At 69.4% G+C, this 19,905-nt stretch carries 23 protein-coding genes; 17 read left to right on the forward strand and 6 right to left on the reverse strand.

Features of this window, described 5'->3' with window-relative positions:
* The first annotated feature begins 55 nt into the window (after window positions 1-55).
* The 3 genes from rplQ to ACSQ1L_RS00185 all read left to right on the forward strand — a co-directional run bounded on the left by rplQ (window position 56) and on the right by ACSQ1L_RS00185 (window position 3,716).
* Complete coding sequence (gene rplQ, locus ACSQ1L_RS00175) at window positions 56-475, forward strand: 50S ribosomal protein L17 (protein WP_435990766.1); 420 nt, start codon at window positions 56-58, stop codon at window positions 473-475.
* 194 nt (window positions 476-669) lie between these two features.
* Window positions 670-3,063, forward strand: a complete 2,394-nt coding sequence (locus tag ACSQ1L_RS00180; protein WP_435990768.1) for a TonB-dependent receptor — start codon at window positions 670-672, stop codon at window positions 3,061-3,063.
* A 182-nt stretch (window positions 3,064-3,245) separates the two neighbouring features.
* Complete coding sequence (locus ACSQ1L_RS00185; protein ID WP_435990770.1) at window positions 3,246-3,716, forward strand: GNAT family N-acetyltransferase; 471 nt, start codon at window positions 3,246-3,248, stop codon at window positions 3,714-3,716.
* A gap of 209 nt (window positions 3,717-3,925) precedes the next feature.
* On the opposite strand, the gene ACSQ1L_RS00190 is transcribed toward ACSQ1L_RS00185, so the two are convergent.
* Both ACSQ1L_RS00190 and ACSQ1L_RS00195 read right to left on the reverse strand, forming a co-directional pair.
* On the reverse strand, window positions 3,926-4,798 hold the full coding sequence (locus ACSQ1L_RS00190; protein WP_435990772.1) for an ABC transporter permease subunit: 873 nt from the start codon (window positions 4,796-4,798) through the stop codon (window positions 3,926-3,928).
* Window positions 4,788-5,699: an ABC transporter ATP-binding protein gene (locus ACSQ1L_RS00195; protein ID WP_435990774.1), complete on the reverse strand. Its 912-nt coding sequence runs from the start codon at window positions 5,697-5,699 to the stop codon at window positions 4,788-4,790. The genes ACSQ1L_RS00190 and ACSQ1L_RS00195 overlap by 11 nt, the downstream gene beginning before the upstream one ends.
* Before the next feature lie 99 nt (window positions 5,700-5,798).
* Between ACSQ1L_RS00195 and ACSQ1L_RS00200 the strand changes: the two genes are divergently transcribed.
* The 3 genes from ACSQ1L_RS00200 (at window position 5,799) to ACSQ1L_RS00210 (ending at window position 9,787) form a co-directional block, all read left to right on the forward strand.
* Window positions 5,799-7,022, forward strand: coding sequence for an ectonucleotide pyrophosphatase/phosphodiesterase (locus ACSQ1L_RS00200; protein ID WP_435990776.1), 1,224 nt, complete (start codon window positions 5,799-5,801; stop codon window positions 7,020-7,022).
* A 58-nt stretch (window positions 7,023-7,080) separates the two neighbouring features.
* Window positions 7,081-8,325, forward strand: coding sequence for a TCR/Tet family MFS transporter (locus tag ACSQ1L_RS00205; RefSeq protein WP_435990778.1), 1,245 nt, complete (start codon window positions 7,081-7,083; stop codon window positions 8,323-8,325).
* A 76-nt stretch (window positions 8,326-8,401) separates the two neighbouring features.
* A complete protein-coding gene (locus ACSQ1L_RS00210; protein WP_435992471.1) occupies window positions 8,402-9,787 on the forward strand; it encodes a Do family serine endopeptidase in 1,386 nt (461 codons plus the stop codon).
* Here the strand turns inward: ACSQ1L_RS00210 and ACSQ1L_RS00215 are convergent.
* Window positions 9,784-10,206, reverse strand: coding sequence for a VOC family protein (locus ACSQ1L_RS00215; RefSeq protein WP_435990780.1), 423 nt, complete (start codon window positions 10,204-10,206; stop codon window positions 9,784-9,786). The two genes, ACSQ1L_RS00210 and ACSQ1L_RS00215, sit on opposite strands and share 4 nt — an antisense overlap.
* Before the next feature lies 1 nt (window position 10,207).
* A complete protein-coding gene (locus tag ACSQ1L_RS00220; RefSeq protein WP_435990782.1) occupies window positions 10,208-10,630 on the reverse strand; it encodes a VOC family protein in 423 nt (140 codons plus the stop codon).
* 72 nt (window positions 10,631-10,702) lie between these two features.
* Here ACSQ1L_RS00220 and ACSQ1L_RS00225 point away from each other — a divergent pair, with 72 nt between their 5' ends.
* The 5 genes from ACSQ1L_RS00225 (at window position 10,703) to ACSQ1L_RS00245 (ending at window position 14,236) form a co-directional block, all read left to right on the forward strand.
* Window positions 10,703-12,019 (forward strand): replication-associated recombination protein A, encoded by a 1,317-nt coding sequence (locus tag ACSQ1L_RS00225; protein ID WP_435990784.1) that lies wholly within the window; start codon window positions 10,703-10,705, stop codon window positions 12,017-12,019.
* A 71-nt stretch (window positions 12,020-12,090) separates the two neighbouring features.
* A complete protein-coding gene (locus tag ACSQ1L_RS00230) occupies window positions 12,091-12,549 on the forward strand; it encodes a hypothetical protein (protein WP_435990786.1) in 459 nt (152 codons plus the stop codon).
* Window positions 12,550-12,588: 39 nt separating this feature from the next.
* The gene (locus ACSQ1L_RS00235; RefSeq protein WP_435990788.1) at window positions 12,589-13,314 is read left to right on the forward strand and encodes an RluA family pseudouridine synthase; all 726 of its coding nucleotides are present in this window, start codon (window positions 12,589-12,591) and stop codon (window positions 13,312-13,314) included.
* 63 nt (window positions 13,315-13,377) lie between these two features.
* A complete protein-coding gene (locus ACSQ1L_RS00240) occupies window positions 13,378-13,884 on the forward strand; it encodes a CC0125/CC1285 family lipoprotein (RefSeq protein ID WP_435990790.1) in 507 nt (168 codons plus the stop codon).
* Between the two features lie 82 nt (window positions 13,885-13,966).
* Window positions 13,967-14,236, forward strand: coding sequence for a DUF4242 domain-containing protein (locus ACSQ1L_RS00245; RefSeq protein ID WP_435990792.1), 270 nt, complete (start codon window positions 13,967-13,969; stop codon window positions 14,234-14,236).
* Window positions 14,237-14,239: 3 nt separating this feature from the next.
* On the opposite strand, the gene ACSQ1L_RS00250 is transcribed toward ACSQ1L_RS00245, so the two are convergent.
* Both ACSQ1L_RS00250 and ACSQ1L_RS00255 read right to left on the reverse strand, forming a co-directional pair.
* Window positions 14,240-15,466 carry a hypothetical protein gene (locus tag ACSQ1L_RS00250; protein ID WP_435990794.1) on the reverse strand — a complete coding sequence of 409 codons (1,227 nt, stop codon included), beginning with the start codon at window positions 15,464-15,466 and terminating at the stop codon, window positions 14,240-14,242.
* 142 nt (window positions 15,467-15,608) lie between these two features.
* Window positions 15,609-16,049: a DUF2214 family protein gene (locus ACSQ1L_RS00255; protein WP_435990796.1), complete on the reverse strand. Its 441-nt coding sequence runs from the start codon at window positions 16,047-16,049 to the stop codon at window positions 15,609-15,611.
* A 47-nt stretch (window positions 16,050-16,096) separates the two neighbouring features.
* Here ACSQ1L_RS00255 and crcB point away from each other — a divergent pair, with 47 nt between their 5' ends.
* From crcB to ACSQ1L_RS00285, 6 genes are all read left to right on the forward strand, one after another.
* Window positions 16,097-16,492 carry a fluoride efflux transporter CrcB gene (gene crcB / locus ACSQ1L_RS00260; protein WP_435990798.1) on the forward strand — a complete coding sequence of 132 codons (396 nt, stop codon included), beginning with the start codon at window positions 16,097-16,099 and terminating at the stop codon, window positions 16,490-16,492.
* Entirely contained in the window at window positions 16,489-17,520 is a 1,032-nt protein-coding gene (locus tag ACSQ1L_RS00265; RefSeq protein WP_435990800.1) for an RluA family pseudouridine synthase, read from the forward strand. The genes crcB and ACSQ1L_RS00265 overlap by 4 nt, the downstream gene beginning before the upstream one ends.
* A complete protein-coding gene (locus ACSQ1L_RS00270) occupies window positions 17,517-18,191 on the forward strand; it encodes an HAD-IA family hydrolase (RefSeq protein ID WP_435990802.1) in 675 nt (224 codons plus the stop codon). Before ACSQ1L_RS00265 ends, ACSQ1L_RS00270 begins: the two co-directional genes overlap by 4 nt.
* An 8-nt stretch (window positions 18,192-18,199) precedes the next feature.
* Entirely contained in the window at window positions 18,200-18,964 is a 765-nt protein-coding gene (locus ACSQ1L_RS00275) for an ATP12 family chaperone protein (RefSeq protein ID WP_435990804.1), read from the forward strand.
* An 80-nt stretch (window positions 18,965-19,044) separates the two neighbouring features.
* Window positions 19,045-19,506, forward strand: a complete 462-nt coding sequence (locus ACSQ1L_RS00280; RefSeq protein WP_435990806.1) for a hypothetical protein — start codon at window positions 19,045-19,047, stop codon at window positions 19,504-19,506.
* The gene (locus ACSQ1L_RS00285) at window positions 19,503-19,829 is read left to right on the forward strand and encodes a transcriptional regulator (RefSeq protein ID WP_435990808.1); all 327 of its coding nucleotides are present in this window, start codon (window positions 19,503-19,505) and stop codon (window positions 19,827-19,829) included. Before ACSQ1L_RS00280 ends, ACSQ1L_RS00285 begins: the two co-directional genes overlap by 4 nt.
* Window positions 19,830-19,905 lie beyond the last annotated feature (76 nt).

Consider the following 19,905-nt stretch of genomic DNA (forward strand, 5'->3'; position numbering starts at 1 on the left):
TGAGAAAACCCCAGGTCCGCTTTCGTGGAAACCAGGGTGAGTAGGAGAGACCCCGATGCGCCACGGCGCCGCCTATCGCAAGCTCGGCCGCACGGCCAGCCACCGGACCGCGATGTTCGCCAATATGGCGGCCTCGTTGATCAAGCACGAGCAGATCACCACGACCCTGCCCAAGGCGAAGGAACTGCGCCCCTTCGTCGAGAAGCTGGTCACGCTCGCCAAGAAGGGCGACCTGCACGCGCGCCGTCAGGCCATCAGCCACGTCCGCGACGTGCCGCAGGTGGGCAAGCTGTTCGAGACGATCGGCCCGCGCTACGCCGACCGTAACGGCGGCTATATCCGCATCATGAAGGCCGGCTATCGCCACGGCGACAACGCCGCCATGGCCGTCATCGAGTTCGTCGACCGCGACGTCGACGCCAAGGGCCTGGACTCGGGTCCGGTCTACGCCATCGAGGGCGACGAGGAAGCCTAGGCTTCATTCGTTGGGGCTTCGAAGGGGCGGCTGGAGCGATCCGGCCGCCCCTTTTTGCTTATGAAGGGCCGGTCCGGATTGTGTCATTCTTGTGACGGGCGTCATCCGCAAACAGCTGAGACTGAAAATATCGAGGGCATTTTGGCCGTCTCCGTGATCTAGATTCCCCGTTCGGGGTGTTTATGGAGGGATTCATGCGCCATCTGGCTCGGTTCAACGGCTTTCGACGGTCCACGCTTCTTGCAGCGACCTCGCTGACGGCGCTCATCGGCCTCCCTTCGATCGTGGCGGCGCAAGAGCAGCCGGTCACCGAAATAGAGGAAGTGATCGTCACCGGCAGCCGGCGCGCATCGACGGTTCAGGACGTTCCCTTCTCGATCAACGCACAGACGCAAGAGGACATCCAGCGGGCCGGCGCGGCCAACCTGGAGGACCTGTCCCGCAATGTCGCCGGACTGACGATCCAGAACCTCGGGCCGGGTCAAAGCCAGGTTTCCGTGCGCGGGGTTTCCGCCGGCCAGGTCGTGCGGGACCAGCCAGGCGTAAAGGAGCAGGTCGGCGTCTATCTCGACGAGTCGGTGATCTCGCTCTCCCTGTTCACGCCGGACTTCGACCTGTTCGACCTGAATCGCGTGGAAACCCTGCGCGGGCCGCAGGGAACGCTGTTCGGCTCCGGCTCGGTCGGCGGCACCATCCGCTATATCACCAACCAGCCCCGGCTGAACCAGACGGGCGGCCTGCTGGAAGGCAACATCAACCTGGTCGACGGCGACTCGACGGGTGGACATCTCAAGGCGGCCCTCAATGCGCCGCTCAACGACATGATGGCCATGCGAGCCGTCGCCTACCACACGGTCTATGGAGGCTACATCGACGCCTTGCAGGAGGGCGGAGGCCGGAAGGACAACGTCAACGGAGGCCATCGGTCCGGCGGCCGGATCGCGTTGCTCTTCCAGCCCAACGACATGGTGAGCATCACCCCGCGGATCGTTTACCAGGAGATTCGCGCCAACGGCTTCAACCGCCAGGACGAGTTCAATCTCTTCGCCAACCCCTTCACCACAACGCGACCCGCCATCACGCTGGGTGAGCGCGAACAGTATCTGTTGCTCGACGAGAGCTTCGCCGATGACACCATGCTGGCCGACGTCACGGCGTCGTTCGATCTGGGCCCGGTTTCGATCGACTCGGTCACCAGCTACATCGATCGCAACATCGCCCTGAATCGTGACGCGAGCACGTTGAGCGGCAGCGTTTCGGTCGACCTTGGATTTCCCGATGCGGCGGTGACCCTGCCGTCAACGCTGGTCGACACGACCGATCTTCAGCAGTTCACACAGGAAATGCGGCTCAGCTCCAACGGAGACGGCCCCTTCCAGTGGCTGGTGGGGGCGTTCTACTCACAGGTGGATCGTCGCTATAGCCAGCGCCTGCCGACACCGGGTTACGACGCCTTCACCGACGCCCAGTTCGGCGCCGGCACCTCGGCAGCCGTCGCCAACGGCTTCGGGCCGAACTCGCCCTACAACGCCGATCTTCCGTATGACATCGAGCAGATGGCCGTGTTCGGGGAGGCCAGTTACAACATTGGCCGGTGGACCATCACCGGCGGCGGCCGCTTCTACGACTTTTCCGAGGAGCGCCGGTTCACCTCCGGGGGGCTGTTCGCGAATGGCGACGACCAGACCGACGAGACGTCGTCCAACGGCTTCACCCCGCGGGTCCTGCTCAGCTATGAGGCGACGGACTCGGTCACGTTCAACGCCCAGGCCGCCCAAGGCTTCCGCCTGGGCGGCGTCAACGACCCCCTCAACCTGCCGCTCTGCACCCCGCAGGACGCCGCCATCTTTGGGGGCTTCCAGTCCTACGAGGACGAAACGCTGTGGAACTACGAGGCGGGGGTCAAATCCCGCTTCGGGGGCGTGACGCTCAACGCCGCCGCCTTCTACACCGACATCGAAAACCTTCAGACGACGCTGGACGCGGGCTCGTGCTCCTCGCGCGTGGTGTTCAACGTGCCCGAGGCGCACACCATGGGCCTGGAGGCGGAGTTCTCGGGCGAGATCGCGCCCGGTTTCGAAATCGGCATCTCGGGCAGCGTCGTGGAGGCGGAGTTCGATTCCACCGTGCGCGACGGCGTCGGGAACGTCATCGGCGGCATCCGCGAGGGCAACCGCCTGCCGTCGGTTCCGGAGTTCCAGATCGCGCTGAACGCCACCTATTCGCGCCAGATCCGCCCGAACGCGAACGGTTACATCACGGCCTCCTTCCAGCATGTCGGCAGCCGTTTCACCCAGGCCAGCGACCAGGAGAACAATCCCCGGAGCTTCGTTTCCGGCCTGCCGTTCGGAGGAGCGACGGGCGCCGAAGCCACGGTTCTGGATCTTGAACTGCCCAGCTATGAGATTCTCAATCTCAGCGCCGGCGTCGAACTGGATAGCGGCCTCGACTTCGTGGTGTATGTGAACAACGTGCTCGATGAGAATCCACTGCTCTCGTTCGACCGCGAGCGCGGGGGGCGGGCGCGGCTCGGCTATACCGTCGGCCAGCCCCGCATCTTCGGCATGACCGTGCGCAAGGCCTTCTGACGCGCGAATGTCATCGCAATATTGTGGGCGGCTGGAGCGATCCGGCCGCCCTTTTTCTTGTCGCGGCGACCGTGAGGAACCCTCCCGGCGGGCGGCCGGTCATGTTGTGCGCCGCGGCAGGGCCGGGAGGGTCTTCCGCCCGCGCGCCCCACTACCCAGATGAGATCGAGAGGGGGGCTTCCATGTCTGCAGCCGACGTCACCATCGAACATTATCGTCCGGATCATGCGGGCGCCTGGCGGTCCCTGAACGAAGAGTGGCTGATCGCCGGCGGCTATGCGCTGGAAGCCAAGGACCAGTTGGTGCTGGGCGATCCGCGGGGAGCGATCCTCGACAAGGGCGGCTTCATCTTCATCGCCGAACGGGGCGGCGAGCCGGTCGGCTGTTGCTCGCTGATGGCCATGGCCGATGGCGGCTACGAAGTCGGCAAGATGGCGGTGGCCGGGGCGGCGCGCGGCCTCAACCTCGGTTGGCGTCTGCTCGAAGCCTGCGAAGGGGAAGCCCGGGCCGCCGGAGCGCCGCGCCTGTATCTCGAGACCAACGAGGCCCAGACGCACGCCATCGCCCTGTACCGCCGCTTCGGCTTCGTCGACCTGCCGCCGCAACCCACGCCCTACGCCCGCTGCGACGTCTGGATGGAGAAGCGGCTCTAGCGGCCGAACGCTTCGTACAGCACGGCGGCCCAGATCAGGACGACGCACAGCGGGTAGGCGATCCGGTCCCACAGGGAGCGGCGCGGCGGGGGCGGAGGTTTGTCGGATGGCGGCATCGGCCAGCTTGAAGCCGATCCGGCGCGCGCGGGAAATCGATTAAACCGCGCCGCCTTGTGAGCTGAAGTCACAGACGGCGCGGTGGAGCGACTCTACTCCTTCGACAGGTCCTGCCGTTTGAACCAGGCGATCGAGGCCGCCAGCGGGACGAGGGTCCACAGCGCCAGGCTGATCCCGGCCTTGAGGGGCAGGCCGTCGGGTAGGGCGGCCGCCTCCGCGCCGCCGGTGATCAGGGCGCTCACCGTATCGACCGCCGAGCCCGGATTGATCAGCATGGCCACCCAGGCGTCTGGCATGACGCCCATCGGCATCAGCATGTTGGGCGAGAAGAACTGGGCCACGCCGACCACCAACGGCACGAACAGCGCCGCCAACAGGGACCGGGTCACCACCGCCGCCAGCATGGCCATCATGGTGAACTGGACGATGCGCAGCCACGACAGGGCGAACTGGCCGAGGAACTGGCCCGCCATCTCGCCGGTCACGGCGAAGGTCAGCTGACGCTCGAACACCGCCGCCTTGATCAGGTTCTCGATCAGGCCGGCGACGAGCATTAGCAGCATCGCCGCCAGCGACATGATCGCCACCACCACCAGCTTGCCCAGCAGCAGGTTGGGGCGGCTGTTCCGGGCGCTGATCAGGCGCCAGCTCTCCCAGCGGTAGTCGCCGGCGTAGAGGGTGGCTGCGCCGATCAGGATGAAGGCCAGGATCAACGGATTGGCCAGATCGGCGGCAGCGGAGACCATGGCCCCGCCGAGGTCCAGCGGACTGCTCACCAGCATCTCCCGCAGTTCGGGCGGAGCCTTCTCGTCGCCCAGCAGCTTGGTCTCGCTGCCCTTGAGGACGAGATTGGTCAGGGCGCCGATCGCCACGGCGATGATCGGCACGAACACCACGCTCCAGAACAGGGCGGTGCGGTTCTTCGACAGGCGATAGCCCTCGGCGCGAACGGCGTCAGCCAGCATGATCGGCCTCCGGCGCCTGCACCGCGCCCGTCTCGGTGAAGAAGATGCTCTCCAGGTCGGTGCCGACCCAGCGCGCCTCGTGGATGTCCACCCCGGCGCCGGCCAGGGCGCGGATCAGCGCCGGCCCTTCGGCGCGCTTGATATCGACCAGCACGGCGTCGCCCTCGACCACGCCCTTGGAGCCCAGCGCCTCGAGCACCTGGGCCACCGGGCTGACGGAGAGGCGCAGCCGCTCGCCGACGGCCGTCAGGTCGCTGACCACGCCCTCGCGCACCAGCTTGCCCTTGTTGAGGATCGCCACCCGGTCGCAGACGCGCTGGACCTCGAGCAGCTGGTGGCTGGCCAGCACCACGGTGACGCCGTCGTCCGTGGCCAGCGAGCGGATCAGGGCCCGCATCTCCTGGATGCCGGGCGGGTCCATGCCGCTGGTCGGCTCGTCGAGGATGACCAGCTCCGGCCGGCTCATCAGCGCCGCGGCGACGCCCAGCCGCTGCATCATGCCCACGGAAAAGCCGCGCACCTTGCGGTCCGCCGCCTCGGTCAGGCCGACCCGCTGCAGCCAGTGGGGAATATCGGTCTCGCCGCCCACGCCGTGCTCCAGCGCCAGCCAGCGCAGCACCTGCCGCGCGGTCAGGTAGGGCGGAAAGCGCGGCGTCTCGATCATCGAGCCCATGCGGCGCATGGCGGCCACGTCGCCGACGCCGCCGCCCATCACCGTCGCCGACCCGTCCGTGGCCCGGATCAGGCCCAGCAGAATGCGGAACAGCGTCGACTTGCCGGCCCCGTTCGGCCCCAGCACGCCATAGACCCCGCCGCGCGGGATCGACAGGTCCAGCCCGTCGAGGGCGCGCACGGATCCGTAGGTCTTGGTCAGCCCACGCGTTTCGATAACAGCGGTCATGTGGTGAAGCTTGGCCCGCGCCGCCGCATCGGACAAGCCGTCGCGAGCCTGTCGTGGATTAAGCTTAGGCAATGTCGCGACAACCCTTCGGAGCCGCCGATGATATCCCGCCTGCTGAGCCTGTTCCTGGTCCTGACCCTGTCGGCCTGCGCCGGCCTGGCCCCGCCGGTTGGCGAAGCGACCCCAGCGGCGCGGCCGCTGGTCGTGCTGGTGTCGATCGATGGATTCCGGGCCGACTATCTGAACGGCGGCGCCGCGCCCACCCTTGCCGGGCTGGCGGCGGAGGGCGCCAGCGGCCCGATGCGGCCCTCGTTCCCGAGCGTGACCTTCCCCAACCACTATACGCTGGTCACGGGCCTGCACCCCGACCACCACGGCATCGTGGGCAACAGCATGGTCGACGCCGAACTGGGCCGGTTCCGTCTGGGCGACGCCGCCGCCGTGACCGACCGCCGCTGGTGGGACCAGGGCGAGCCGATCTGGGTCACGGCCGAGAACGCCGGCCTGGTGACCGGCACCATGTTCTGGCCGGGGTCCGAGGCCGATATTCGCGGCGTGCGACCGACCCACTGGACCCGTTTCGACCAGTCGATGGCCGGCGACGCCCGTGTCGACCAGGTCCTGGCCTGGATGGACCTGCCCGAGGCCTCCCGGCCGGACTTCGCCAGCGTGTATTTCGACATCGTCGACACGATCGGCCATCGCCACGGTCCCGACGCCCCCGAAACCCGCGACGCCGTCGCCTCGGTCGACGCCTCCATCGCCCGGCTGGTCGAGGGGCTGAAGGCGCGCGGCCTGTACGAGCGCACGGTGCTGGTCATCGTCTCGGACCACGGCATGGCCGCCACCGCGCCGGAGCGGGCGATCTATCTCGACGATCTGGTCGACGTCGCGGCGGTCGACATCGTCTATTCCGGCGCGGTGGCCTTTCTGAACCCCGCCGCGGGCCGCGAGGCCGAGGTCGAGGCCGCCCTGCTCCAGCCCCGCCCGCACATGGAATGCTGGCGCAAGGCGGAGATTCCGGCGCGGTTCGTGCTCGGCTCCAATCCTCGCGTGTCCCGGATCGTCTGCAGCGCCGAGGTCGGCTGGCTGATCGCCACCCGGGCGCGGCCGGTCACCCGCGCGGGCGGGGCCCACGGCTATGACAACCTGGCCCCCGAGATGGCCGCCGTGTTCATCGCCCACGGGCCGGGCGTCGCGCGCGGCGTCAGCCTGACGGAGCTGGACAGCGTCGACGTCCAGCCGCTGCTGGGCCGGCTGCTGGGCATCGCCGTCCCGCCGGGCGATGGCCGCGCAGGGGACACGGCCCCAGTCCTCGACTGACAGGGGCTGACCTCGCCGTCCGGGTCCGCTAGAAGGCCCGGCCCGAAAGGCTCCCGCCATGTCCGCGCTTCACCGCTTCCGCACCCATCGCGCCGCGCTCGGCTTCATCTTCGTGACCGCGGTCCTCGACATCGTGGCCATGGGCATCATCATTCCGGTGCTGCCCGGCCTGATCGAGGACTTCGTCGGATCCAACGCCCGCGCCGGGGTGATCAACGGGCTGTTCATCGCCCTCTGGGCCGGAATGCAGTTCGTCTGCTCGCCGATCATCGGCTCCCTGTCCGACCAGTACGGCCGCCGCCCGGTCATCCTGATCAGCTGCGCCGGACTGTCGATCGACTATGTGCTGATGGCGCTGGCGCCCGACCTGTGGTGGCTGGCGCTGGGGCGGATCATCGCCGGGATCACCTCGTCCAGCTTCACCACCATCTACGCCTACATGGCCGACATCACCGCGCCCGAGAAGCGCGCCCGGGCCTATGGCCTGATCGGCGCGGCCTTCTCCGGCGGCTTCGTGCTGGGCCCGGTGCTGGGCGGCTTCCTCGGCGAGTTCGGACCGCGCGTGCCGTTCTGGTTCGCCGCCGGCCTGTCGGGCGTCGCCTTCCTCTACGGCCTGCTGGTCCTGCCCGAGAGCCTGCCGGTCGAGAAGCGGATGAAGTTCAGCTGGGCCCGGGCCAACCCCGTCGGCGCCCTGATCCTGCTGCGCCGGCACACCGAACTCAGCGGCCTCGCCGTCGTGAACTTCCTGCTCTATTTCGCCCACCACGTCTTCTCGGCCGTGTTCGTGCTCTATGCGGCGCTGCGCTACGGCTGGGGCCCGGTCGAGGTCGGCCTGCTGCTGGCCCTGGTCGGCGTGCTCGACATGCTGGTGCAGGGCGTGCTGGTCGGCCCCGTGGTCAAGCGCCTGGGCGACCGGGCGACCATGGTCTTCGGCCTGTTCGGCGGCACCGTCGGCATCGCGGCGATGGGCTGGGCCCCCAGCGGTCTCTGGTTCATCCTCGCCATGCTGCCCAACGCCCTGTGGGGCCTGGCCATGCCGACGCTGCAGTCGCTGATGACCCGCCGCGTCGGCGAGGACGAGCAGGGCCAGCTGCAGGGCGCCAACATGAGCGTCGCCTCCATCGCCGGCGTCATGTCGCCGCTGTTCTTCGGCTGGGTCTATTCGATTTCGGCCGGGGAGGGGGCGCCCGTGCCGCATCCCGGGCTGGCTTTCTTTCTCGCCGCCGTCGTGCTGTTGCTGGCGGCGCTGATCGGCTGGTGGGTCGGCCGGCGCGCGGAACGGGAGGAAAACGTAGCCGTTTGATCCGGCGAGCGCCTTGATCACGTCCAAAAGACCGGGCGAAATCGGCGCACAGGACCTTCACGTCAGCCGGATCATGATGAGAACCAGCACGCTCGCGATCGCCGCCGCCCTCGCTCTCGCCGCCTGTGGCCAGCCGAACGACACCCGCGCCCAGGACGGCGTCTTCGCCGACAACCGGGTGACGCCCACCGACGTCATGACCATGAAGGCCAGCTTCGCGCCCGTGGTCCGCGAGACGGCCCCCGCCGTGGTCAACATCTCGGCCGTCGGGGTCCAGCGGGTGCAGGACCCGTTCTTCTCGAGGTTCGGCTTCGGCCCCCAGACCCAGCGGGTCGGCTCGGTCGGCTCGGGCGTCATCGTGCGGCCCGACGGGGTGGTTGTGACCAACAACCATGTCATCGAGGGCATGCAGCAGATCCGCGTCACCCTGAACGACCGGCGGGAATTCTCGGCCCGGGTGGTGCTGGCCGACCCGCGCTCCGACATCGCCGTGCTGCAGCTGGAAGGGGTGCAGGAGCGCCTGCCGACCCTGAACATCGACGATCAGGAGGAACAGCAGGTCGGCGATCTGGTGCTGGCCATCGGCAACCCGTTCGGGGTCGGCCAGACGGTGACCAACGGCATCATCTCGGCCCTGAACCGCACCGAGACCGGCATCTCCGACAGCGGCTCCTTCATCCAGACCGACGCGCCCATCAATCCCGGCAATTCGGGCGGGGCGCTGGTCGACATGGACGGCGACCTGATCGGCATCAACACGGCGATCTTCTCGCGCTCGGGCTCGTCGTCCGGCGTGGGCTTCGCGGTGCCGGCGACCATGGTCCGGCGCGTGGTCGAGTCCGCCGTCGGCGGCGCCACCGCCGTGGTCCGGCCGTGGTTGGGCGTGAAAGGCGAGACGGTCAGCGCCGATATCGCCCGCAGCCTCGGCCTCGACCGGCCGCAGGGGCTGGTGGTCACCGACGTTTATCCGGGCGGCCCCGCCGCCCGCGCCGGCGTGCGACAGGGCGACGTCATCACCGCCATCGACGGGGCCGAGGTGAACGATCAGGGCGGGCTCAATTTCCGCGTCGGCACGCGTGAGCCGAACGACACGGTGCAGGTCGGCGTGCTGCGCGACGGCCGGCCGGAGACGCTCAACGCGCGGGTGCAGCCGCTTCCGGGCGACGCGGATGTGGACAAGGCCACCGTTGTCCGGGCCGGCGTCCTGTCGGGCGCCCAGGTGCTGGCGCTCAATCCGGCGCTGGCCGACAGCCTCGGCGGCGATCCCTTCGCGACGGGCGTCATCGTTGGACGGGTCCAGCGCGGCAGCTACGCCAGCCGGGCCGGGTTGCAGGGCGGGGACATCATCCTGTCGGTCAACGGCCGCGCGGTGACCGCGGCACAACAGTTGGCGGACGTGGGCCGCGGCTCCGAGGTGGTCATCGAACGGCGCGGGCGGCGCATCGCCGGGGTGATCCGCTAACCCTCATCCCGCTTCGGCCCGGTCAGCGACCAGACGTGGCCGAACGGGTCGCGCAGCTTGGCGTGCCGGCCGTAGAATTCGTCCACCGCCTCGCGAATCGCCACCGCCCCCTCGGCCCGCGCCCGCGCCATCCAGGCGTCGACATCGGGAACCGCGAGCGCCACCGTGACCGTCGTGCCGCCCAGGCTGTCCGGGGCCAGGGTTCCGATCGTTTCGATCATCTCGGGAAACTCGTCGGCGACATAGATCGAGCCGCCGTTGGCCAGGGTCAGCATGGCGTGCCCCAGGCGGCCGTCCTCCATGTCGTAGCGGTCGACCTCGCGGGCCCCGAAGGCCCGGACATACCAGTCCAGGGCCCGGTGCCCGTTGCCCACCATCAGATAAGGCGTGACCGGCGGGTCGGGCGGGACATAGGCCATGCTATTTCGTCTTGATCGGGCTCCCGATCGACCAGCTGTGGCCGAAGGGATCCTTCAACTGGCCATAGCGGTCGCCCCAGAACTGGTCGGCCAGCGGGAATACGGGCACCGCCCCCGCCAGCATGGCGCGGTTCCACCATTCGTCAGCGTCGTCGACCTGCAGATGCAAGGTCACGCCCTTGGGCGCGATGTCCTGCTCGCCGCCGTATTCCGGGAACTCGTCGTTGAGCAGCACACTGCCGCCGTTGATGCGCAGGTGGGCGTGCATCAGCCGTTCGCCGTCCTCCGCCATGTGGCGGATCAGCTCTTCGGCCCCGAAGGCCTTGGTGTAGAATTCGATCGCCGCCTGTCCGCCGCGCGACGGAATGGTCAGGTGCGGCGCGACGCCCGTGGTCGGTCCCTGGGCGTTGTGATCGTCGGCCATGGCGCGGTCTCCGTTGAGCGGGTCATAGTAACGCGTGAAAACGGCGACGGTAACGCCTATCTCTGGCCCCGCATGACCGACCTGTTCGAAGCCTCCGGCATCCATCCCCCCGACGCCCCGCTGGCCGACCGGCTGCGGCCGCGCACGCTCGACGAGGTGGTGGGACAGGATCATCTGCTCGGCGAGGGCGGACCGATCCGGCGCATGGTCGAGGCCGGACGGCTCGGCTCGATGATCCTGTGGGGGCCGCCCGGCACCGGCAAGACCACCATCGCCCGCCTGCTGGCCCAGGCCGCCGGCTACCAGTTCCAGCAGATCAGCGCCGTCTTCTCCGGCGTCGCCGACCTCAAGAAGGCCTTCGAGGCGGCCCGGATGCGCCGCGCCGCCGGCCAGTCGACCCTGCTGTTCGTCGACGAGATTCATCGCTTCAACCGCGCCCAGCAGGACGGCTTCCTGCCCTTCGTCGAGGAGGGCGTCGTCACCCTCGTCGGGGCCACCACGGAGAACCCGTCGTTCGAATTGAACGGCGCCCTGCTGTCCCGGGCCCAGGTCTATGTGCTGAAACGGCTCGATGACGAGGCGTTGAATCAACTATTGATCCGGGCCGAGGCGCAGGAGGGCAAGACCCTGCCGCTGACCCCGGAAGCGCGTGACGCCATGCTCGCCCTGGCCGATGGCGACGGCCGTTATCTGCTGACCATGTCCGAGGTGCTGTTCGACCTGACCGCGACGGAACCGCTCGACGTCCAGGCCCTCGCCGGCATCCTGCAGAAGCGCGCGCCCGCTTACGACAAGAGCAGAGAAGAACACTATAACCTCATATCTGCGCTGCATAAATCGGTTCGCGGCTCTGATCCGGATGCGGCCCTCTACTGGCTGGCCCGCATGCTGAACGGCGGCGAGGATCCGCTCTATCTGGCGCGCCGCATCGTGCGCATGGCGGTCGAGGACATCGGCGAGGCCGATCCCCTGTCGATCCTCGTGGCCAATGCGGCGAAGGACACCTACGACTTCCTGGGCTCTCCCGAGGGAGAACTGGCCCTGGCCCAGGCGGTGGTCCACCTCGCCACCGCGCCCAAGTCCGTCGCCGTCTACGAAGCCTTCAAGGCGGCGAAGCGAGCGGCGGCCGAGACCGGCTCGCTCATGCCCCCCGCCCACATCCGCAACGCCCCGACCAAGCTGATGAAGTCGCTCGGCTACGGCAAGGGCTACCAGTACGATCCGTCGACGCCCGAAGGCTTCTCCGGCGCGAACTTCTTCCCCGACGGCATGGAGCGCCGGACCTTCTACGCGCCGAAGGGTGAGGGCCACGAGGCGAAGGTCAGGGAGCGGCTCGAGCGTTGGGCGGCGCTGCGGGCGGGGATGCAGGGCGAGGGCGGGGCTGACTGATCGCTGATCATTGTTCCGCGACCGATTCCCCGCCAAGCTTCCGTCGTTGATGGACCTTGGGAGGGGTTTCAATGACTGACACCACCACGAGAATGACCACCGCCACGCCCTGGCACCTGTGGGCGGTTGGCGTGCTGAGCCTGCTGTGGAGCGGCTACGGCGGTTACGACTTCATCATGACGACCACGCAGGGCGAAGCCTACTTCCGCGCCTCGGGTTTCGATCAGGCGATGATCGATTACTTCAACGCCATGCCTGGCTGGATGTATGTGCCTTGGACCTTGGGCGTGTGGGGCGCGGTGGCGGGCTCGATCCTGTTGCTGCTGCGCAATCGCCTTGCCGTCTGGGCCTTCGGTCTGTCGCTGATCGGGGCCGTGGTCAGCCTGATTTACGGCCAGTTCGTCAATCCGATGCCGGCTCTGCCGGCTGAGATGGCGATGATGACATACATGCCGTGGGTGATCACGGCGGTCGCCGTCTTCCTGCTCTGGTATGCCTGGACCATGGCGAAAAAGGGCGTTCTGCGCTGATGGGCTGACGGGGGAGGGCGGTTCGCGTAAGCACGCGCGGTGACCGACCGCTCCCCCGTATCCCTCTCCGACGAAGAGATCGCCGCCGTCCGCTCGTGGGTCATCCACGAGGACCCGCACGTGCTCGTCCTCAACAAGCCGGCCGGCCTGTCCAGCCAGGGCGGGCGGATCAAGGCGCACACCCTCGACGACCTGCTGTGGGCCTTCATGCGCTCCAACGGCAAGCGGCCGGAGCTGGTGCACCGGCTCGACCGCGACACCTCGGGCGTCATCCTCGCCGCCAAGACCAAGCCGGCCGCCGGCTTCCTCGGCAAGGCGCTGCAGATGCGCCGTTTCCGCAAGACCTATCTGGCCCTCGTCTCCGCCGCGCCGGAGCCCCCTTCGGGCACGATCGACGCCCCGCTGGTCCGTCAGGAGATCGGCCGCGAGAGCTACATGCGTGTCTGCGCCTTCGACGCGCCCGGCGCGCAGGGCTCGCAGAGCCGCTACCGCACCCTGTCGGCGTCAGAGGACGGGGCCCTGGTCGAGCTGGAGCCGCTGACCGGGCGGATGCACCAGCTGCGCGTCCACATGGCGCACATCCGCCGCCCCCTCGTCGGCGATCCCCGCTACGGCGGCGCCCTGACCTTCGCCGGCCGCGCCGCGCCGCGCCTGATGCTGCACGCCGCCAAACTGACCTTCCCCCACCCCGAAGGCGGCGACCGCACGGTCGAGGCGCCGCCGCCCGAGGATTTCGAGGCGCTGAAGGCGGCCGCAGGGCTCTGATCGGAAAACGGAACGAACGGCGCCCATGACGCGCTTTTTGTTCGGAACTACCGGAGCCCCGCCATGAACCGCCTGACCCTGCCCCTGATCGCCGCCGCCGGCCTGGCGTTGTCGGCCTGCGCCAGCCTCGCCCCCTACGGGCCGCAGGTGGGAGCGGGCGGGCAGGGCTATGTCGAGCAGCGGATCGAATCCAACCGCTTCCGCGTCACCTACAACGGCGTCGGCCATCCCGGTCCCGTCGCCGACTACGCCCTGCTGCGGGCCGCCGAGCTGACCCTCGCCCAAGGCTACGACTGGTTCGAGGTGACCCAGCGCTGGACTGACGGCCGCCCCGACAGCGCCGGCGGCGTGCGCCCCAGCGTCGGCGTCGGCTACGGCTCCAGCAGCTACGGCGGCCGCTATGGCGGCTATCGCAGCTCGGGCGTCGGCGTGGGCGTCGGCCTCAACTTCAGCGGCCCGTCGCCGACCTCGACCACGCTCGAGGTGGTGATGGGGAACGGCGAGCGCCCCGACCGGCCCAACGCCTATGACGCCAGCGACGTGCGGGACAGCCTGGGCTGGCGGGCGTAGAGCGGCCGCTCCTCCAACCGGCGACTGGACTCCTCTCCCGTGAGCGAGCACTGTTTCGTGAACAGGATGGGAGTAAAAGACCATGCCGCAGTTCGTGATCGAACGGGACATGCCCGGCGTCGGCCGCTTGACCCCCGCCGACCTCAAGGGCGCGTCCCAGGGGTCCTGCAACGTCCTGCGCGACCTGCCGGAAGTGCAGTGGGTCCACAGCTACGTCACCGACGACAAGATCTACTGCGTCTATCGGGCCCCGAATGAGGACCTGATCCGGCGCCACGCCGAGATCGCGGGCTTCCCCGCCAACAGCATCTCGGTCGTCCGGGCCACCATCGACCCGACCACGGCCGAGTAGGGCCTACCGCCCGCCGCGCGTCAGGGCCCGGTATTCGACCAGCCGCTCCTTGTCGCGCCGCACCTGCTCTCCGACCGCGTTGTCGACGTCCAGCGAGGCGTAGCGGACCCAGCCGTCGACGCCGAGCTTGTCCTGGATCGCCGTCACCGGCGTCTGCCAGCGGAAATACGACAGCCAGGTCACCAACAGGCCGATCAGCACGGCCCCGGCCTGCAGCCCCCGGAACGCCGCCTCTCGCCCCTCCGGCGCGGGCTCCAGCGCGAACACCGCGAGCCAGACCAGCAGCACCAGCGGCGTCACCAGCCGGGAGAACCAGCGCATCCAGTAGCGCTCGCGCCGCACCCGCCACAGCTCCATCTGCACGTGCTTTTCGAGGTATTCCATGCGCGCGCCCAGCCACATGGTCAGCCGGGTCAGGAACATGGCTCTCTGGCCCCAGCCCTTGCCGTCCTGCTGGAACTGGGTCTCGGCCTGGTCCGACAGGGCGCGGGCGTTGGTGAACAGGTTCTGGATCTCGCGCGTCCGCTGCACGATCTCGCGCGACAGCTCGTAGGAGTCGTTCTCCAGCTGGAAGCGGTACTGGATGAACAGGATGGCGTTCAGCCCCCAGAACGCCCCCAGCACCAGCAGCATGCCGCCGCCGGCCAGCGCCAGCCCCATGGCGTCGGTTCCGGTCCATTGCGCGAACAGGGTCGGGCCGAAGGTGGCCAGCAGCAGCAGCCCGGCCAGCGCCAGCGCCTGGTTCAGCCGCTTGACCGCGACGTGCACGCACAGCGCCCTGAACACCCCGCGCCCATAGGCGTGGATGCGGCTGCGGATGTCCTGTTCGGCCGGGAACCGCTCTTCGATCTGGCGCGCGAACAGCACGTGGAAACGGTCGGGTTTCCCCTCGGTCTCCCAGAAGGGGAAGATGTCCAGCGGCTGGTTGAAATACTCGTCGATATGCGCCGAGATATTGGCCACCACCGCCGGGTCGGTCGAGAAATAGTCGCTGTCGCCGATCGGCCGGGTGATGCCCTCGTCCGAGCGCGACGGCCCCAGCCCGCGCGGCGGTCCGGCCGGGGGCGGGGCCCGGTCGGCGTGGTCGGCCGCGCCCGGCGGCGGCGGATTGGCCCCCGAGCTCAACGGATCGCCGACGCGGGCGTCATGGCCCCGGCCGCCGTGGCCGCCGTCGTGCGGCGCGTCCGCGGAAGCGTGGTGGGCGGCGTGGCTGAGTTCGTCGTGCGACATGGCGCGTCCGGCGGTCCTTGTGATCGGCCGCCAGCCTAGCAGATCGCTCCGCCGGACCGACGCCGTTCTCTCACGACGCGAAGCCGCGCCGTCGGCTCCAGATATCGCTGTTAACCGTAGGGCCCGGCAAGTGAAGTTTCGGTCAGAACGGCCAGCGCGCCATGGCCGCCGCGAAGGCCAGCAGCGGGACGAGCAGCAGGGCCTGGAAGCCGACCAGCAGCCGCGCCCGCTTCAGCTGGTCCGCCGGAGGCGCGAAGCCGGCGTCGGCGGCCGCCGCCTTGCGCCACTTGAGGAACATCACGGTCGGGCCGATCGACAACAGGCCGATGGCGACGAAACACGCCATCTTGCCCCAGAAGAACGGGTTCTCCGCATAGAAGGCCCAGCCCTTGCCGCCCCAGATCACCCGGCTGACGCCGATGACGATCACCAGCATCGCCGTCATGCCGAACCGCGCGTCCAGCCGCGCCAGCCGCCCGACGTCGACGCTGGGGGCCCTGAGCATCACCCCCTCCATCGCCAGGGTGGCGACGAGGGCGAACACGGCGACGTGGTGAAGAATAGCGAGGATGAGGTCAGTCATGCGCGACTCCTTCGTTTTGCCGCCGAGTCCAGTATAAGCGCCGCATCATGACACGTCTTCTCATCGTCGCGGCCGGAGGGGCCCTCGGGGCCATGGCCCGCTACGGCGTCGGCGTCGCGGCTTTCCGCCTGTTCCCCGCCTCGACCTGGCCGTGGGGCACGCTCGCCGTGAACGTCCTCGGCGGCCTGCTGATGGGCCTTCTGGCCGGCTGGCTGGCCTTCCGGGGCGGCGCGCACGGCGAGTCGATCCGCCTGTTCGCCGCCGTCGGCGTGCTGGGCGGGTTCACCACCTTCTCGGCCTTCTCGCTGGAGACGGCGCTGATGATCGAGCGCCGCCAATTCGCCATGGCCGGGGGCTATGCCGCCCTCTCGGTGGTCCTTTCGGTCGCCGCCCTGTTCATCGGCCTGATGGTCGCCCGCCGCGCCTTCGGAGCCGCCCTTTGACCGACGAGACCCCGCCGACCGCCGACGCTCCCAAGCGCGAGGTCCAGACCCTCTACGTCGCCGAGGCCGAGGACGGCATCCGGCTGGACCGCTGGTTCCGCCGCCGCTGGCCGCACCTGTCCAACATCCAGGTGCAGAAGATGGCCCGCTCGGGCCAGATCCGCGTCGACGGCGCCCGCATCAAGCCCGAGGGCCGTCTGACCGCCGGGGCCGCCGTGCGCGTGCCGCCCATCCCCGACGACACCTCGCGTCAGGCCGGCGACGCCCACACCCTCAGCCCCCAGGACATCAAGTTCGCCAAATCCCTCGTGCTCTACGAGGACGACATGGTCATCGCCATCAACAAGCCCCACGGCCTGGCGGTGCAGGGCGGCACCAAGACCAGCCGGCACGTCGACCGCCTGCTGTCGGCCTGGGGCGAGGGGATGGAGCGGCCGCGCCTCGTCCACCGGCTCGACCGCGACACCTCCGGCGTCCTGCTGCTCGGCAAGGGGCCCGAGGCGGCCAAGCGGCTGGCCGGCGCCTTCGCCCGGCGCCAGGCGAAGAAGACCTACTGGGCCATCGTCATAGGCAACCCCAAGCCCGCCGCCGGCCAGATCGACATGCCGCTGAAGAAGACCGGCATCAACGACTTCGAGATGATGCGTCCGGCCGACCGCAAGGACCCCCGCGCCGAACCGGCCGAGACCGCCTTCGCCACCATCAGCCGCGCCGCCCACCGCGCCTCCTGGATGGCCCTGCGCCCCTTCACCGGCCGCACCCACCAGCTGCGCGCCCACATGGCCGGCATCGGCCACCCGATCCTCGGCGATCCGAAGTACGGCGACGACAAATCCCGCGAGCTGTCCGGCGTTCTGAAGCTCCAGCTCCACGCCCGCCGCATCGAACTGGACCACCCGTCCGGCGGCAAGCTGATCGTCGAGGCCCCGCTCAGCCCCGAGATGAAGGCCGGCTTCGCCCATTTCGGCTTCGAAGAGGCGGAGGGGAACGAGAGCGACCCGTTCGAGGGCGTGAGGCGGCAACGGTGAGGCCCCTCGCAGTTTTCGACATCGACGGCACCCTCGTCGACAGCCGCGCCTCGATCCACCGCGCCGCCTGCGAGGCCGCGCGCGACATCGGCCTGCCCGAGCCCGACTACGACCGCGTCCGCCAGATCGTCGGCCTGACGCTGGAGCACGGGATGGCGGTGCTTGAGCCGGGCCTGAGCCCCGCCGACCTCGCCCGCTTCATCGCCGGCTTCCGCGCCAGCTTCAGCCGCATGTACGCCGAGGGCCACGAGGAGCCGCTCTATCCCGAGGCCATGACCGCCCTGCGCCGCCTGCACCGCGACGGCTGGCGTCTCGCCCTCGCCACGGGCCAGAACCGCCGCGGCGTGGCTCGCAACCTGGCCCGCGAGGGCTGGGCCGACCTGTTCATTTCATCCCACTGCGCCGAAGACGGTCCCGGCAAGCCCGACCCCGCCATGCTCCACGCCGCCATGGCCGCCTGCGACGCCGATCCGGCCATGACCGTGATGATCGGCGACACCGCCCACGATATCCAGATGGCGATCAACGCCGGCGTCCTGCCGCTCGGCGTCGCCTGGGGGTTCCACACCGTCGAGGAACAGCTCGCCGCCGGCGCCCGCCACGTGGCCCGGAGCTTCAACGAATTGACCGTCGTGCTGGACGGTTTCGCCGACATGACCCGCGCCGCCTGAGTCCCGCCATGAGCCACATCCCGCCCCTTGATCCCAACGTCGCCGCCCGCAAGGGCTTTCGCGAGTCCGAGGAGCGCCTCAAGCGCTTCTGGACGGCCGTCGACGTCGTTGAGGGGAAGGGGGGCTGGAGCGTCACCCTCGACGGCCGCACGCCGAAGACCCCGGCCCACGCCCAACTGGTCCTGCCAACGGAGGCCGCCGCCCGCCTCGTCGCTGACGAATGGGCGGCCCAGGGCGAGTTCCTCGACCCGGCGACCATGCCGGCGACCCGCCTGGCCTCGACCGCCATCGACCGCGTCAGCCAGGTCCGCGAGCCGGTGGCCGACGAGATCGCCGCCTTCGCCGGTTCGGACCTCGTCTGCTATCTCGCCGAGCACCCGGCCTCGCTGGCCGAGGAACAGGCGCGTGAATGGACCCCGTGGCGCGACTGGGCCGCGCTGGAGCTCGGCGTGGTGCTCCAGCCGGTCGAGGGCGTCATCCACCGGGCCCAGGACCGCGCCGCCATCGCCCGGGTCCGCGAACTGGCCCTGCGCCTCGACGACTTTGTCCTGACCGGCCTGGCCATGGCCACGCCCCTGCTGGGCTCGGCCGTCCTCGCCATGGCCCTTCAGCGCGGCCTCCTTTCCGGCGCCGAGGCCTTCGAGCTCAGCCGTCTCGACGAGGCCTTCCAGGAACGCCAGTGGGGCGTCGACGCCGAGGCCGCCGAACGCACCGCCGCCCGGCGGGCCGAGGCGGTGCTGATCGACCGGTGGTTCCGGGCGCTGCAGGGCTAACTTTCCAAAGCGGAAAGTTTTGACTTGCCAAGACGGAAAGCTTGTATCATTTTCCACATCGGAAAGTGAGGAAGCCCGCCATGACCCCCCAGCCTGATCCCGCCGAAGCCCTGGCCGCCATCGCCGAGGCGCGCCGCAACGTCCGCGACCGCGTCGCCGGCAACGGCTGGCGCTACGACCTGACCTACGCCGGCCTCGTCGCCGGCATGGTCGGCGCCCAGTCGCTCGACCAGCCGTTCAGCATGGTCGGCGTCGCTCTCGGCGTGGCCGGACTGGCGGTGATCTTCCAGCGCGAGACGCGGCGCACAGGGGTCCGGGTCACCGGCGTGTCGCCGCGCCGGGCCCGTTGGGTGGCGATCGGCATGGGCCTGCTCATGGGGGCGGCGATGATGGGCATGGTCGCCTTGCGCTACCTGACCCCGGCGGACTTCCCCCTGATCCCCGCCGTGTTCGCCGTCATGGTCCTGACCTTCGCCGTCGCCCTGATCGGCTCGCGGGTCTGGCGCCGCGTCTACCGGGCGGAGATGGGAGCGGGCGAATGAACCGGGCGCCGCAGTTCGACCCGGTCATCCACGCGCCCGGCCGGCTTCAGATCTGCGCCATCCTGTCGGCGGCGGACGAGGCCGAATTCGCCATGGTCCGCGACGCCATCGCCGTGTCCGACTCGGTCCTGTCCAAACATCTCAAGCAACTGGAGGAAGCGGGCTACGTCCGCCTGCGCAAACAGGCCCACGCCGGCCGCCAGCGCACCTGGCTGTCCCTGACCACCGCCGGCCGCGCCGCCTTCGCCGCCCATGTCGCCGAGCTCCAGCGGCTGGCCGCCACGATCGCACCCGCGCCGCTGGGCGAGGGCTTCTCGGGCTAGCCCGCAGGGGAGGGGGGCGCCGAAGGCGGCGGAGGGGGCGCTTGCCTCCGCCCCCGCCCGTCCTTAAGCCAGCGCT

This window comes from Brevundimonas sp. LjRoot202 (assembly GCF_964253355.1).
Taxonomy (GTDB): domain Bacteria; phylum Pseudomonadota; class Alphaproteobacteria; order Caulobacterales; family Caulobacteraceae; genus Brevundimonas.